This is a genomic window from Citrobacter sp. Cf072, assembly GCF_030334485.1.
Lineage (GTDB): Bacteria > Pseudomonadota > Gammaproteobacteria > Enterobacterales > Enterobacteriaceae > Citrobacter > Citrobacter freundii.
In genome coordinates this window covers 132,373-147,523 of sequence record NZ_JAOWDX010000045.1, presented here as the reverse complement: position 1 = coordinate 147,523, position 15,151 = coordinate 132,373, and the positions used below count along the sequence as shown (strand labels likewise).

The 15,151-nt window shown below is 53.4% G+C and carries 15 protein-coding genes; 6 read left to right on the top strand and 9 right to left on the bottom strand.

Annotated features, from left to right (window positions below):
* Positions 1 to 164: 164 nt before the first annotated feature.
* The gene (gene acrD, locus OGX66_RS13045) at positions 165 to 3,278 is read left to right on the top strand and encodes a multidrug efflux RND transporter permease AcrD (protein ID WP_136345773.1); all 3,114 of its coding nucleotides are present in this window, start codon (positions 165 to 167) and stop codon (positions 3,276 to 3,278) included.
* A gap of 75 nt (positions 3,279 to 3,353) precedes the next feature.
* Here the strand turns inward: acrD and ypfM are convergent, their stop codons facing one another.
* A complete protein-coding gene (ypfM, locus tag OGX66_RS13040; RefSeq protein ID WP_001386977.1) occupies positions 3,354 to 3,413 on the bottom strand; it encodes a protein YpfM in 60 nt (19 codons plus the stop codon).
* Between the two features lie 388 nt (positions 3,414 to 3,801).
* On the opposite strand from ypfM, the gene OGX66_RS13035 reads away from it, so the two are divergent.
* The 3 genes from OGX66_RS13035 to OGX66_RS13025 are packed head-to-tail and all read left to right on the top strand — an operon-like array spanning position 3,802 to position 5,517.
* Positions 3,802 to 4,158 (top strand): ArsC family reductase, encoded by a 357-nt coding sequence (locus tag OGX66_RS13035; RefSeq protein WP_088903190.1) that lies wholly within the window; start codon positions 3,802 to 3,804, stop codon positions 4,156 to 4,158.
* A gap of 3 nt (positions 4,159 to 4,161) precedes the next feature.
* Positions 4,162 to 5,289, top strand: coding sequence for a succinyl-diaminopimelate desuccinylase (dapE, locus tag OGX66_RS13030; RefSeq protein ID WP_003037976.1), 1,128 nt, complete (start codon positions 4,162 to 4,164; stop codon positions 5,287 to 5,289).
* A gap of 27 nt (positions 5,290 to 5,316) precedes the next feature.
* Complete coding sequence (locus tag OGX66_RS13025; protein WP_003037974.1) at positions 5,317 to 5,517, top strand: membrane protein; 201 nt, start codon at positions 5,317 to 5,319, stop codon at positions 5,515 to 5,517.
* 103 nt (positions 5,518 to 5,620) lie between these two features.
* Here the strand turns inward: OGX66_RS13025 and ypfH are convergent, their stop codons facing one another.
* The 6 genes from ypfH to dapA all read right to left on the bottom strand — a co-directional run bounded on the left by ypfH (position 5,621) and on the right by dapA (position 12,173).
* Entirely contained in the window at positions 5,621 to 6,319 is a 699-nt protein-coding gene (gene ypfH / locus OGX66_RS13020) for an esterase (protein WP_003037972.1), read from the bottom strand.
* A gap of 73 nt (positions 6,320 to 6,392) precedes the next feature.
* The gene (locus OGX66_RS13015; protein WP_088903189.1) at positions 6,393 to 8,408 is read right to left on the bottom strand and encodes a tRNA(Met) cytidine acetyltransferase TmcA; all 2,016 of its coding nucleotides are present in this window, start codon (positions 8,406 to 8,408) and stop codon (positions 6,393 to 6,395) included.
* 15 nt (positions 8,409 to 8,423) lie between these two features.
* Positions 8,424 to 9,290: a KPN_02809 family neutral zinc metallopeptidase gene (gene ypfJ / locus OGX66_RS13010; protein WP_003838501.1), complete on the bottom strand. Its 867-nt coding sequence runs from the start codon at positions 9,288 to 9,290 to the stop codon at positions 8,424 to 8,426.
* Between the two features lie 128 nt (positions 9,291 to 9,418).
* Positions 9,419 to 10,132: a phosphoribosylaminoimidazolesuccinocarboxamide synthase gene (gene purC, locus OGX66_RS13005; RefSeq protein WP_003037964.1), complete on the bottom strand. Its 714-nt coding sequence runs from the start codon at positions 10,130 to 10,132 to the stop codon at positions 9,419 to 9,421.
* Positions 10,133 to 10,243: 111 nt separating this feature from the next.
* Positions 10,244 to 11,278, bottom strand: coding sequence for an outer membrane protein assembly factor BamC (bamC, locus tag OGX66_RS13000; protein WP_088903188.1), 1,035 nt, complete (start codon positions 11,276 to 11,278; stop codon positions 10,244 to 10,246).
* A 16-nt stretch (positions 11,279 to 11,294) separates the two neighbouring features.
* Positions 11,295 to 12,173, bottom strand: a complete 879-nt coding sequence (gene dapA, locus OGX66_RS12995) for a 4-hydroxy-tetrahydrodipicolinate synthase (protein ID WP_003037957.1) — start codon at positions 12,171 to 12,173, stop codon at positions 11,295 to 11,297.
* A 145-nt stretch (positions 12,174 to 12,318) separates the two neighbouring features.
* On the opposite strand from dapA, the gene OGX66_RS12990 reads away from it, so the two are divergent.
* Complete coding sequence (locus OGX66_RS12990; RefSeq protein ID WP_003037954.1) at positions 12,319 to 12,891, top strand: glycine cleavage system transcriptional repressor; 573 nt, start codon at positions 12,319 to 12,321, stop codon at positions 12,889 to 12,891.
* Positions 12,891 to 13,361, top strand: a complete 471-nt coding sequence (gene bcp / locus OGX66_RS12985; RefSeq protein ID WP_003037951.1) for a thioredoxin-dependent thiol peroxidase — start codon at positions 12,891 to 12,893, stop codon at positions 13,359 to 13,361. Before OGX66_RS12990 ends, bcp begins: the two co-directional genes overlap by 1 nt.
* Positions 13,362 to 13,514: 153 nt before the next feature.
* Here the strand turns inward: bcp and iadA are convergent, their stop codons facing one another.
* Both iadA and OGX66_RS12975 read right to left on the bottom strand, forming a co-directional pair.
* Positions 13,515 to 14,678: a beta-aspartyl-peptidase gene (gene iadA, locus OGX66_RS12980; protein ID WP_286511629.1), complete on the bottom strand. Its 1,164-nt coding sequence runs from the start codon at positions 14,676 to 14,678 to the stop codon at positions 13,515 to 13,517.
* Positions 14,679 to 14,689: 11 nt separating this feature from the next.
* Positions 14,690 to 15,151 carry a YjiG family protein gene (locus tag OGX66_RS12975; RefSeq protein WP_003037948.1) on the bottom strand — a complete coding sequence of 154 codons (462 nt, stop codon included), beginning with the start codon at positions 15,149 to 15,151 and terminating at the stop codon, positions 14,690 to 14,692.

The window sequence follows — 15,151 nt, the reverse complement described above, 5'->3', positions numbered from 1 at the left end:
GGTCTGGATCCTGGCCTGACGGCGTTGGCACGAAAGGTATGCTGTAAACGGGCATGATAATTTACATTATCTTCTTTTTTTCTCCACGTTTGACCCGTACCTTGCCGCTAAAGTGAAGCAAGCCATACCCATAACGATACGCAGAAACACGAGGTCCTCTTTTAATGGCGAATTTTTTCATCGATCGCCCCATTTTTGCCTGGGTGTTAGCTATCCTGTTGTGCCTGACAGGAGCCCTGGCTATTTTTTCACTACCCGTTGAGCAATATCCCGATCTGGCGCCGCCAAATGTACGGGTCACCGCCAACTATCCTGGCGCCTCGGCTCAGACTCTGGAAAACACCGTCACCCAGGTGATCGAGCAGAACATGACCGGTCTCGATAACCTGATGTACATGTCGTCACAGAGCAGCGGGACAGGTCAGGCGTCAGTTACGCTGAGCTTTGTCGCCGGAACCGATCCTGATGAGGCCGTCCAGCAGGTGCAAAACCAGCTGCAATCGGCAATGCGTAAACTGCCGCAGGCGGTACAGGATCAGGGGGTCACGGTGCGTAAGACCGGGGACACTAATATTCTGACAATCGCCTTTGTCTCCACCGATGGCTCAATGGATAAGCAGGACATCGCCGACTATGTCGCCAGTAACATTCAGGATCCGCTCAGCCGTATTAACGGCGTGGGGGATATTGACGCTTACGGCTCACAGTACTCCATGCGAATCTGGCTTGACCCGGCCAAACTGAACAGTTTCCAGATGACCGCTAAAGATGTGACCGACGCTATCGAGTCACAGAATGCGCAGATTGCGGTCGGACAACTTGGCGGTACGCCTTCGGTGGACAAGCAGGCGCTGAACGCGACGATCAACGCCCAGTCGCTACTGCAGACTCCGGATGAATTCCGCGCCATTACTCTACGCGTCAACCAGGATGGCTCAGAAGTTAAACTGGGCGATGTGGCAACGGTCGAAATGGGGGCCGAGAAGTACGACTACCTCAGCCGGTTTAACGGCAACCCGGCTTCCGGTCTGGGCGTGAAACTGGCCTCCGGCGCCAATGAAATGGCAACGGCAGAGCTGGTGCTCAACCGCCTTGACGAACTGTCACAGTATTTTCCACATGGGCTGGAATATAAGGTGGCATATGAAACCACCTCCTTTGTCAAAGCCTCAATCATCGACGTGGTAAAAACCCTGCTGGAAGCGATAGCGCTGGTATTCCTCGTGATGTACCTGTTCCTGCAAAACTTCCGCGCCACGCTGATTCCCACCATCGCCGTTCCCGTCGTCCTGATGGGGACCTTCTCCGTGCTTTACGCCTTTGGCTATAGCGTTAACACCTTGACGATGTTTGCGATGGTGCTGGCGATCGGCCTGCTGGTCGATGACGCCATTGTGGTAGTGGAAAACGTCGAGCGTATTATGAGTGAGGAAGGGCTCACACCGCGGGAAGCGACGCGGAAATCGATGGGGCAAATCCAGGGCGCGCTGGTTGGTATTGCCATGGTGCTGTCGGCGGTGTTTATCCCGATGGCCTTCTTCGGCGGCACTACCGGGGCTATTTACCGCCAGTTCTCGATTACTATCGTCTCCGCAATGGTGCTGTCTGTTCTGGTGGCGATGATCCTCACTCCTGCTCTGTGCGCCACCCTGCTCAAACCGCTGCATAAGGGCGAGCATCACGGACAAACCGGTTTCTTCGGCTGGTTTAACCGAATGTTTAATCGCAACGCCGAGCGCTACGAAAAAGGCGTTGCCAGGATCCTGCACCGCAGCCTGCGCTGGATACTGATCTACGGCCTGCTGCTCGGCGGAATGGTTTTCCTGTTCCTGCGCCTGCCAACCTCCTTCCTGCCGCTGGAAGACCGCGGCATGTTTACCACCTCGGTACAGCTGCCTAGCGGCTCCACACAGCAGCAAACATTGAAAGTGGTTGAGGAAGTAGAGAAGTATTACTTCACCCATGAGAAAGACAACATTATGTCGGTCTTTTCCACGGTCGGTTCAGGCCCTGGCGGGAACGGTCAAAACGTGGCGCGTATGTTTGTCCGTTTAAAAGACTGGGATGAGCGCGACACCACCACCGGAACCTCTTTCGCCATCATTGAACGTGCGACCAAAGCTTTTAATAAGATTAAAGAAGCCCGCGTCTTCGCCAGTAGCCCTCCGGCTATCAGTGGCCTCGGAAGCTCTGCCGGTTTCGATATGGAGCTGCAGGATCACGCTGGTGCGGGGCATGACGCGTTAATGGCCGCGCGCGACAAGCTGATTGAGCTGGCCGGGAAGGATTCTTCCCTGACCCGCGTTCGTCATAACGGTCTGGACGACAGCCCGCAGTTGCAAATTGATATCGATCAGCGCAAAGCCCAGGCACTGGGCGTTTCCATCGACGACATCAACGATACATTGCAAACGGCCTGGGGTTCCAGCTACGTCAATGACTTTATGGACCGCGGTCGCGTGAAGAAGGTTTACGTACAGGCGGCAGCAAAATATCGCATGCTCCCTGACGACATCAATTTGTGGTACGTCCGTAATAACAACGGTGGCATGGTGCCTTTCTCGGCCTTTGCCTCGTCGCGCTGGGAAACCGGTTCACCACGTCTGGAACGCTACAACGGCTACTCCGCGGTCGAGATTGTCGGAGAAGCCGCGCCCGGCGTCAGTACCGGTACAGCGATGGACATAATGGAATCGCTGGTGCGCCAGTTGCCGACCGGATTTGGCCTCGAATGGACTGCGATGTCTTATCAGGAACGGCTGTCGGGTTCTCAGGCCCCCGCCCTGTACGCCATTTCTCTGCTGGTGGTATTCCTGTGTCTGGCGGCCCTGTATGAAAGCTGGTCAGTTCCCTTCTCTGTCATGCTGGTTGTGCCGCTGGGGGTCATTGGTGCTCTGCTGGCGACCTGGATGCGCGGTCTGGAAAACGACGTGTACTTCCAGGTCGGGTTACTTACCGTTATCGGGCTATCGGCGAAGAACGCAATCTTGATTGTTGAATTCGCCAATGAGATGAACGAGAAAGGACACGATCTGCTCGATGCCACGCTCCACGCCTGTCGCCAGCGCTTGCGTCCGATTCTGATGACCTCGCTGGCGTTTATCTTCGGAGTGCTGCCGATGACCATCAGCAGCGGCGCGGGCTCCGGCGGTCAACATGCGGTGGGGACAGGCGTAATGGGTGGAATGATTTCAGCCACTATCCTGGCGATTTACTTCGTGCCCCTGTTCTTTGTGCTGGTGCGCAGACGCTTCCCGTTGAAACCGCGCCCGGAATAATCGGGCACAAAAAAGGCGACTTACGTTGAGTCGCCTTTTTTTATCCTTTACAGGATATGAATTTCTTCCAGAAAATTATTTACGAAGCATCACTTCGATAAAGTCTTTCCAGTTCCCCAGTTCACGTTCAATCATAACAACCTCTCTTATTATTATGAGCATTCTACAAAATCATCATCATCAAAAGAAGAACATTTAACCGATGGTTGTGATTACATCCTCCCGTGTTTGGGGTTTATGTGATCACTATGCGCCATACTCATAAATTTTATGTGACTTACTGCAATATTTTGAAATATTCATACGCTATCTACTACTTTGCCAATTCTGATGGAAAAACAGGCTGATGCAAACAGATAAATTCTGAATTGTGTCTCAGCACAGATTATTGGAACTTTCAGGAATTATTATTAACCATTGCCCAACAATGTTATATTTTTCTATAACGTCTGAATGACAATATGTATTATCTGCATTCATCAGCATAAGAATAGATATTCAAAATTAGTTAATAAGGATTCAAATGATCACCCTCTACGGCATTAAGAATTGCGACACGATTAAAAAAGCCAGACGCTGGTTGGAAGCTCAAGGTATTGACTATCGCTTTCATGATTATCGCGTCGACGGTCTTGACAATACGCTATTACAGTCCTTTATCAGAGAATTAGGTTGGGAAGCGCTGCTCAATACACGTGGAACCACCTGGCGTAAACTCGATGAATCCACGCGCAGTCAAATCACCGATGCGGCTTCCGCCGCCGCATTGATGATTGAAATGCCAGCAATTATCAAACGCCCATTGCTCTGCGCGCCGGGTAAGCCTATGCTGCTTGGTTTCAGTGAATCCAGTTATACTCTGTTTTTTAATGAGGTGTAGTCTATGTCGTGCCCGGTTATTGAGCTGACACAGCAGCTTATTCGCCGTCCTTCCCTGAGCCCGGATGATGCCGGGTGCCAGGCGTTAATGATTGAACGCCTGCGCGCGGTAGGTTTTACCGTTGAGCGTATGGATTTTGGTGACACACAGAATTTTTGGGCATGGCGCGGTAAAGGTGAGACCCTGGCATTTGCCGGTCACACCGACGTAGTGCCCGCCGGCGATGTCGATCGTTGGATCAATCCACCGTTCGAACCGACCATTCGCGATGGCATGCTGTTCGGGCGTGGCGCTGCCGATATGAAAGGCTCACTGGCAGCGATGGTCGTGGCCGCAGAGCGTTTTGTCGCCCAGCATCCAAACCATCAGGGTCGTCTGGCATTTTTGATAACGTCCGACGAAGAAGCCAGCGCCAAAAACGGCACCGTAAAGGTGGTTGAAGCACTGATGGCGCGTAATGAGCGACTGGATTATTGTCTGGTTGGCGAGCCGTCCAGCACGGAAATCGTTGGCGACGTAGTCAAGAATGGACGTCGTGGTTCACTGACCTGCAACCTGACCATTCATGGCGTGCAGGGGCACGTAGCCTATCCGCATCTGGCCGATAACCCGGTACACCGCGCGGCGCCAATGCTCAACGAACTGGTGGCGATTGAGTGGGACCAGGGTAACGAGTTTTTCCCGGCGACCAGCATGCAGATTGCCAATATTCAGGCAGGTACCGGCAGCAACAACGTTATCCCCGGAGAACTGTTTATCCAGTTCAACTTCCGTTTCAGCACTGAGCTGACCGATGAGATGATTAAAGCACGGGTTCACGCGCTGCTGGAGAAACATCAGTTGCGCTATACCGTCGACTGGTGGCTTTCCGGTCAGCCGTTCCTGACTGAACGCGGTAAACTGGTGGATGCAGTAGTGAACGCCATTGAGCACTATAATGAAATTAAACCGCAGTTACTGACTACAGGCGGGACGTCCGACGGGCGCTTTATTGCCCGCATGGGGGCACAGGTAGTCGAACTTGGGCCGGTCAACGCCACTATTCATAAAATAAATGAATGTGTTAATGCCGCCGACCTGCAGCTGCTTGCCCGTATGTATCAACGTATCATGGAGCAACTCGTCGCCTGATGAGTGTTCCTGCAAGAGGGAAAATACATGGACTGGCTAGCAAAATATTGGTGGATTCTGGTGTTGGTGTTTCTGGTAGGCGTGCTGCTTAACGTTATCAAAGATCTCAAGCGCGTCGATCCAAAGAAATATCTGGCCAACAAACCGGAGCTTCCCCCGCATCGTGACTTTAACGATAAATGGGATGACGACGACGATTGGCCGAACAAGGATCAACCGAAGAAATAATTTCCAGGCCGATAAGTCACGTAGGCCCGGTAAGCGTTAGCGCCACCGGGCGTTAAGTGCCGGATGGCAACGCTTCGCGTTTTATCCGGCCTACGGTTATCAATCAGATCATCTCAATCACATCATCATCGTGAGGCTTACCACCGCTCAGCGCTTCATCAAAATAGTGCTTCGGTACGGTAAAACGCAGATGATCGAGCGCAAACTGCATGCTGCGTTCATCAATGGCGTGCCCCAGGTTTTCGACGATATCCAGCGTCACATCCCCACCCGCAGCAATTAATGCCTCCTGCGCGGCAACGGCATGGGAGAGCTCTATCACCCGGTCTTCACCACCGTGAATCAAATGCACCGTCGTTGCGGTAGTTGCAACCTCCGGTAAGGTGGCATAGCGACCATTGAAGGCAATGACCCGCGACGCCAGCCCCGGCTCGGCTTTGATGCTCTCAAGCGACATAATCGAACCCTGAGAAAAACCAATCAGCGCAGTGGCCTGCGGTGAAACGCCGCTTTGTTTCTGCCAGTAGCGCACGGTTTCGATAAACACCGGCATAATCGCGTCGATACGCGCCTGGCGGTTCTCTTCCGTTACGCCCTGTACCGAAAACCACTGACGTCCGGAAGTCGTACCGTAAGGCTCTGCCCCGCCAATGCTGACGATTAACGCATCCGGAAACAGCGGCGCAAACCAGGAGCCAATTTCCCCCATGGCAACCGGGTTATCGCCGACGCCATGAAACAGCAGCAGTAGCTGTTGAGCGGGTTTATCGGGACTTTGAACAACAAAATGGTCATGTTTCATGGCGATCTCCTTAACTGATGAGAATCATTCTACGCCGCTTAACCGCAATGACCATGCCAGGAAATTGAAGATGTTAGTGAAAAAATTGCCATTGCATAATGCGATTATGTAGCCGCTGTTCACGTTCAGCATCCAGCTGATTTAACGCTTGTGCCACTTCGGCGCGCTGAACGACCAGCAGCGCTTTACGACCTGAGATCTTCAGCTGTTGGCACAATTCGGCGTCGCTGCGTTTAGCCTGTATACGTCCACGCAATGCCGGAAGAGGTAATTCACTGTGCTCAAGCAGACGACTCAGACAGCCTAGTGACGTCAATAATGGCCGATGCGCGAAGGCAAACCCAGCCAGCTCAGCCCAGTCATCCTCATTAAGCGTAGTCTCTTTCAGCGGGACCAGCGGAATGCTCTCATCGTTCCATCGCGCAAGGATTTCCGCGTCACGCCGCAAATGCTGGTGCTCCCGCTCGGCAAGGCGCTTTCCCGCTTCGCTGATCGGCAGCAACGCCATGGCGGTATAACAGCCGCTGCTGGCTTCCCGGTGATTTCCCACTCTCACCAGCACAAAACCGCAGCGCTGCCAGAAACGCCATAGTTCAGCCGTATACCCAAAACTGACCGACAGATAGTCACACGATGTGGAATAGTGGTGGGCCAGCACAATCAGCTGTTGCCCAATACCTTCTCTTTGGCGCGCAGGATGAACCGCAATTCGACTGACTCGTCTCCCGACGAGCGTCGCCGCCAACGGGTCACCACCGTGCGCCGCCAGCGACTGCGCAACCAAATTCCCCCTCGGTCGACGATATCCGGCCCAGACGGCCTGGCTTAATTCTGCGGATAGTCCCCCTTCATCGACCAGCCAGACAGCACCCGCCACTGAGTCAGCGGTTGATGCCTGAAGAAAATGCTGACCAGGCGCGTCCATCATTCGCCGCAGGTCTAATGGCGAGGTGCGATAATGCGCTCCGGAGAGCAACTGGTATACCGCTAACGGCAGCGCCGGGCCAGCACCCCAGGACTGTTGCTCAAATGCCGAGAAGTGAAGCTCCCCCAATGGGGCATGCGTGAACGTTTCATCATCAAACACCAGCGCATCGCTGACAATTTGCTCCAGCGGACATCCCTGCGCCCAGCGCACGGGTTGTTGCAACTCATAGCGTCGAAGATTAGGGAAGCGGGCGCAGAATTTCAGCAAGAAGCCTCTACCCGTTCCCTCGTAGCCTTGTACTGTAGTGGTTAACAGCGTACGAGGAAAACGCGCCACCAGTTGGTGTAGCAGCGGCGCGGGGATCGCGGCGGCTTCATCCACAATCAGCCAGTCTGCGGTTTCAGAACTGCTTAATAGTGCATCCGGCGCCATAAAGCGGTAACGCTCTGCGGCAAATTGTGCCAGCACATCCGTTGCAGCTTTGGCAGGTGCGGTCACAATCGCAGTGCCGTTAATCCGCGCTATGAGTTGCCCTGCCAGAGCGGATTTGCCCCGACCCCGTGCGGCCGTCACCGCAACCACACCGGGAGGCATAGCCAGCAAATGATTTAATATCATCGCCTGTTCTGGTTGGGGTTCGCCAGTTGCCGCAAGCCAGGCTGCGCGAGCAGGAAAGTGCGGACAGGAAACCGGCTGATGCTGCTGCCAGTGCAGAGCCTGTCTATCGAGGGAAATCACCCGTTTGACGTGCTCAACAAAGTGCGGTGTGGGAATGGGCTCAGCACAATCGCTCCAGCGTAGTGAATCCACGTCCGGATGCGTGTGCCAGGAATGCCAGGGTGGGGTCAGCAAAACCAGCCAACTGCCGGCAAGCAGTGTACCGCTTAAGGCGGCAAACGCCGCAGCGTCAAATCCCTGCCCGGCGTCGAAGACTGCATGACGAAACTCGCGCCCCAGTAACGTTTGCAGCGCCTGTGGCGTACAGTTCGGTTCAGCCGGGGCATTCGCCCCTACCCACAACCAGTCGCCGGGTAATATGTCGCGTAGCGCTAACGCCTGCCCCTGACACCAGTTCTCCTCGCCGCTGATAATCAGCAAGCGACGGATCCCCTCACGAGCCATCTGTTCGGTTAACGCCCTCAGCGCCGTGTTATCGGACATCCCTGCCTCTGTATCTTAAATACCTTTACCAAAAGTATTACATTGTCCCGGATCGCCGCTATCAAAACCGCGTTTGAACCAGGTAAAACGCTGTTCAGAGGTTCCGTGAGTAAAGCTGTCCGGTACGACGCGTCCTTGCCCCTGCTGTTGCAGACGATCGTCACCAATGGCCTGTGCGGCGTTTAGTGCCTCTTCCAGGTCACCAGACTCCAGCACGCCTTGCTGCTGCATGCTGTGGCCCCAGACACCGGCAAAGCAGTCCGCCTGCAGTTCCATACGAACGGAAAGACGGTTCACCTCAGCTTGTGAGGCGTTCTGCTGCATCTGGCGAACCTTCGGTTCAATACCCAGCAGTTTCTGCACGTGGTGACCCACTTCATGGGCGATAACATAGCCCTGCGCAAAATCACCATCAGCGCCCAGCTTGTTTTTCATGTCATCATAGAATGAAAGGTCGATATATACCGTACCATCTGCCGGACAATAAAACGGCCCCATCACGGACTGGCCCGCGCCGCAGCCGGTGCGCGTCGCGCCCCGGTACATGACCAGCTTTGGCTGTTGATAGGTGCGGCCCATTTTTTCAAACTGCTGTCCCCAGGTATCTTCTGTTGTAGCCAGAATCACCGAGGTAAATTTTGCCGCTTCATCATCGTTTGGGTTGATGGAGCGTGATGATTGTTGTTGGGAGACCGGCTGGCCGGTCATTAATCCGGTAAGATCCACGCCATAATAACCCGCCACCAGCACCACAATCAGCAGGATGATACCGCCTTTACCACTGGGCAGACGAAAACCAGGCCCACCCATAGAGGGGCCGCCGCCAGAGCTGTTTCGTCTGTCTTCCACGTTGTCACTTTCACGACGCCCTTGCCAGCGCATAATCACCTCAACTTTTTATTCATTATGATGATGATCGTAGGCGGTTCGGAACAGGATTACCATAAGAAATAGTAATCAAATCAGGTGGGGTTAATGAGCCGGAGAGCGATCGCCGGCTCAGGGGAAGATTAGTCTAACTTCACACCCAGGCGATGCGCGACGGCTTCATAGGCTTCGATCAGGCCGCCCAGACTCTGGCGGAAGCGATCTTTGTCCATTTTATCCAGCGTTTCTTTGTCCCACAGGCGGCTACCGTCCGGTGAGAATTCATCACCCAGGACTACTTCACCTTTATACAAACCAAACTCAAGTTTGAAGTCGACCAGAATCAGACCAGCATCATCAAACATCTTTTTCAGCACGTCGTTAGCTTTGTAGGTCAGCTCTTTCATACGTGCCAGATTCTCTTTGCTCACCCAACCAAAAGTTTCGCAATAGGAATCGTTAATCATTGGATCGTGCATAGCATCGTTTTTCAGGAACAGATCAAACAGCGGCGGATTCAGTTCAATACCTTCCTCAACGCCTAAACGCTTAACCAGAGAGCCTGCTGCGCGGTTACGTACCACACATTCAACCGGTACCATATCCAGCTTTTTCACCAGACATTCGGTATCAGAAAGCAGTCGCTCCATCTGGGTAGGAATACCCGCTTCTTGCAGTTTAGTCATAATGAAATGGTTGAATTTGTTGTTCACCATGCCTTTACGGTCAAACTGTTCAATGCGCGCGCCATCCCCTGCTGACGTATCATTGCGGAATTCGAGCACCAACAGGTCCGGGTTTTCCGTGCTGTATACGGTCTTCGCTTTACCACGATACAACTCAGCTTGCTTTTGCATCTTTATTACTCCTGGGTGTGAATTAACGATAAATATTGCGTTTTTCTGCCGACGCACACGTTTGCGTATCATATCAGAAAAAAAGGGCTGGAGTTATCCAGCCCTTTATTTTTACTTACTGAACGCTGCCTGGAAGACAGCGACCAGCGCGTCGTTCTGGTTTTGCGTCAGGGTATGCCCCTTCGGATCGATAAACTGCAAGCTACTGCGGTTGTCTAAATCACCAACCTGCAGTTTATAGTCGCCGGATACCAGACCTGGGTCACTTGCGCCCAGCTCCTGCCAGCTGCTATCAGACAGAGGTTTGTAGGTCACCGCGATGCTACCCTGAGAACGGGTGCTGTCGGTTACCTTCATCCCCACTTTCTCAAGCGCTGCTGGCAAACGCTGCCACACCACGTTGAACGGCCCGCGTACCACCAGCATTGGTAAACCGGTGTCATCGGCTGCGCTCTGAACATCCATGGTGGCTGCAGAGCGGTTCTGCGCGGCATTCGCGGCGTCGGTGGCGTTCTTATCCAGACCAGCAGAGATAACGTTCATCATCTCAGCGCTGTAACGCTGCATTGATGCCGCATCGGCTACGGGTTTACCCGCCTGCTCGAGGTTAATCAGTTTCACCGTTACCGCTTGCTGATAGCCCTGCGGTTTAACCGAGATTTGATAACGTCCACGGTACTGCTCGTCTTCATCCAGACGGTTCCAGTCAACCCAGTCGGTGGTCAGCGTCTGGCTGGCATCATCACGTTTGGTGATCGTGTAGTTTTTAGACTGAATGACGCTCACGACCTGCGGCCACAGCGTGTTGCCACGACCATTTTCCACCAGCAACGTTGAGGTATCGCCTGCGATTTGCGTGCGAGCGCCAGTGACTAACGCTAACGGCTGAGCCGGTGGACGAATATCCAGCGCTTTACCCACGGCACCACTGCCGTTAGTTACCGGGATATTATAGTCGCCCGACATAACCGGCAAAATCATCCCAGCTGGAGCATGAAGCTCAGCAAGCGGTGCGGCCTCCAGATAGGATTCATCACCGCTCACCTGGCGCTTATAGCGCGAGTCAGAGCTACAGGCCGCGAGCAACATAACAAGCGAAACACCCGCAACCTTGGCCAGGCGCGACTTTTGTACTGAGTAAGCCATCAAATCTCCCTAAACTTTACAGCAAACCGGCATGCTTAAGTGCCGCTTTGACGATTTCACGAGCATTGTCCGTGATTGGCGTCATCGGCAGACGTAGCGTATCGGTCGCCACAAGTCCCAATTCCTTACACGCCCATTTCACGGGAATAGGATTGGGTTCGACAAATAGTTTGTTGTGTAACGGCATCAGACGCTGGTTAATCACCCGCGCCTCGGCAAATTGCCCAGCTGCCGCCAGTTTGCACATTTCAGCCATATCACGTGCCGCAACGTTAGACGTTACAGAAATCACGCCATGACCACCGAGCTGCATAAAATCCAGTCCGGTCGCGTCATCACCGCTGAGCAGAATAAAGTCGTCCGAAACCAGCTCTTTGATCTGGTGAACGCGACTTAAGTTCCCCGTGGCCTCTTTAATAGCGATAATATTTTTAACTTTCGCCAGACGACCAACGGTTTCCGGCAGCATATCGCAGCCAGTACGGGACGGCACATTATACAGAATTTGCGGCAGGTCAGTATGCTCAGCGATGGCTTTGAAATGCTGGAACAAACCTTCCTGGGTTGGGCGGTTGTAGTAAGGCGTCACCGTCAGGCAGCCAACAACACCGCTGTCGTTGAAACGCTGCGTCAGACTAATGGCTTCCGCGGTCGCATTGGCGCCGGTTCCGGCAATAACCGGAATACGCCCGTCAGCCAGCTCCAGCGTCATCATCACCACATCGCCATGTTCATCATGACTCAGGGTGGCGGACTCACCGGTGGTGCCAACAGAAACGATCGCCGAGGTGCCGCTGGCGACATGATAATCAATCAGTTTTTTCAGGCTCGACCGGCAGACTTTACCTTTCTCATCCATCGGCGTAACAAGCGCGACAATACTTCCCGTGAACATGGGCCATCCTCTGTGCAAACAAGTGTCTCAATGGTACGTTTGGTACGACAATAAAAGCAAGCGACCAGAGCCGTTCTGATTGTTGTATGCATGTTTTTTTTATGCTTTCCTTATGATTACCTCACCGCTCAAAGGAAGAACAGGTTTGACATCGTCATCGCAACACTATCTGGTCATTACTGCGCTGGGTGCCGACCGCCCAGGAATTGTGAACACCATCACACGTCATGTCAGCAGTTGCGGCTGTAATATCGAAGACAGCCGACTGGCCATGCTGGGTGATGAGTTCACGTTTATCATGTTGCTGTCGGGCACCTGGAATGCCATCACCCTGATTGAATCAACCCTGCCATTAAAAGGCGCAGAGCTGGATTTACTCATTGTGATGAAGCGCACGACCGCGCGCCCTCGTCCGGCGATGCCTGCTACGGTATGGGTGCAGGTCGATGTCCCTGATTCTCCCCATTTGATTGAACGCTTCACCGCACTGTTTGACAGCCACCAAATGAATATTGCGGAACTGGTTTCACGCACGCAACCGGCTGAGAATGGAAAGGCGGCGCAGTTGTTTATTCAAATTACCGCACATAGTCCTGCGTCACATGATTCGGCAAATATTGAAGATGCGTTTAAAGCACTCTGTACAGAACTCAATGCGCAAGGCAGTATTAACGTCGTCAATTACTCACAGCATGATGAACAGGATGGAGTTAAGTAATGAACCCACTGAAAGCCGGTGATATCGCACCGAAATTTAGCTTGCCGGATCAAGACGGAGAACAAGTAAATTTAACCGACTTCCAGGGACAGCGTGTTCTGGTTTATTTTTACCCGAAAGCCATGACACCCGGCTGTACCGTACAGGCCTGCGGCTTGCGCGATAACATGGATGAGTTAAAAAAAGCTGGTGTTGAAGTGCTGGGGATCAGCACCGACAAACCAGAGAAGCTTTCCCGATTCGCGGAGAAAGAAGTCCTGAATTTCACGCTCCTGTCCGATGAAGATCATCAGGTTTGCGAGCAGTTCGGCGTCTGGGGTGAGAAGTCATTTATGGGCAAAACCTACGATGGCATCCACCGCATCAGCTTCCTGATTGATGCCGAAGGCAAAATTGAGCACGTGTTCGATGACTTCAAAACCAGCAATCACCACGACGTGGTACTTAACTGGCTGAAAGAGAACGCCTGATTTACGTTTTGCTGGAAAAAGCCTGATGGCGCTTCGCTTATCAGGCCTACGCAGCTTATTAATATTGCGAAACTTGTAGGCCGGGTGAGGCGTAGCCGCCACCCGGCATAAACGTGAATCTGTACTTTTTCAGGCTGACATCCGCATAAACGTTTATTCAAACGTCCCTTTTACGCAGGCTTTCTTCTCTCTGACCACGGCTTTTCCCTTCGCCCAAAGGTGATTAACCTCCAACGCATCGTTAAGCACCAGAATGTCCGCATCGCATCCCACCGCCAGGCGCCCCTTATGTTCGAGCCCCAAAAATTCTGCGACCGTACGCGTCAGCGGACAGAGCGCCTGTTCCAGCGGTATGGCATGAACTTTCACCAACTGGCGCACCGTTTCAGCCAGTGATTCAAACCCCGCGACACCGATACCTATGAGATTACCTAACTCATCAAATTCCGGCTGGCTGCCGTTGCCATCCGAGCTAAGCGTAATGCGCGACAGTGGCACGTTCTGCCGCAGCGCCGTGGCGATAGCCGTGGCGGGGTCGACGGGCTCATCAATGCTGCTGGTAATGTCGATATAACCGCCTTTACGGGCATACTCCAGCGCCGCCTGGAACAACGGTTCCGCACGGTTAACGTGTGTCGGCAACAGTTTAGTAATCGGCACATCGCAGCAGTTGAGGATCTGGTACAATGGTTCCAGCATGCGCGGGCTATCGCCCATATGGAATACACTGATCCCCGGTTTGCGTCCTAACAATCCACCGACGCGCGACTGCGCTGCCATGTTTGCCAGCACCGAGGTATCTGGGGCTGAGGAACGATGGTCCGAAATCGCACATTTCACGCCAATGATTTTATCGATCAGCGCCACGTCACGATCGATGCTGCCGGTTATCGTCGGGGAAGGCAGAGAATACGCCCCAGTAAGCATCCATGCGCTGATGCCTTCAAACTCCAGCGCGCGGGTTTTTGCCAGCAGCGATTCCGGATGACGGGTAATGCCATCGGTACCCAGCAAACCCACCACCGAAGTTACACCAGCTTCAACCAGGCGTGACAAGCGTACTTCCGGCGTGCGGGTATGCGGTCCTGCTTCCCCGCCTCCGCCAATCAGATGGACGTGTTGATCGATAAATCCTGGGCACACAATCGCGCCGTCAAGATTGATACACTCGCAACCGGGAAAGTCTTCAGGAGAAATTGACGGGGCGATGGCAACAATTTTACTGCCGGAGACCAGTATATCCTGTCGCCCTAAATCTTCCAGTGCGTACACGTGTCCCTGCTGGAACAACGTCAAATTAAGAATTGAACAGTTCATAACCTTCCTTGTCAGGCAATTACCTGCATAACCCAAATAGAGAGCAGTGCATTAATGACGCATACCGCAATAATCAGCGGGTAGTAACGGGGATGGACCCCCGCAGTTCCCAGGCAGCGTCCCACATTTTGCACCGGATTGCCCATCAGGTAGATTGCCGGTAGCAATACAGTCGCATCATGTCCCGAAAGCGTACCAGCAACAACCAGACTGGCACAAACGCCGACGCCGCCTCCCATACTCATCACCGCCGCCAGCAGCACGGTGGCAGATTCCCCCGGTAGCCCCCACAACGCCATCACCGGTTCGCACACCCGCCCGACAATCTCGAGCAATCCCGTCACCTTCAGCGCCTGAATAATCACAAAAGCCATCACCACGTTAGGTAACAGGCTGGTTGTAGCAATTGTAAACCCGCGCCGCGCGCCATCGATAAACATATCCATGACGTTTTTACGTACCTGCGTTGTCAT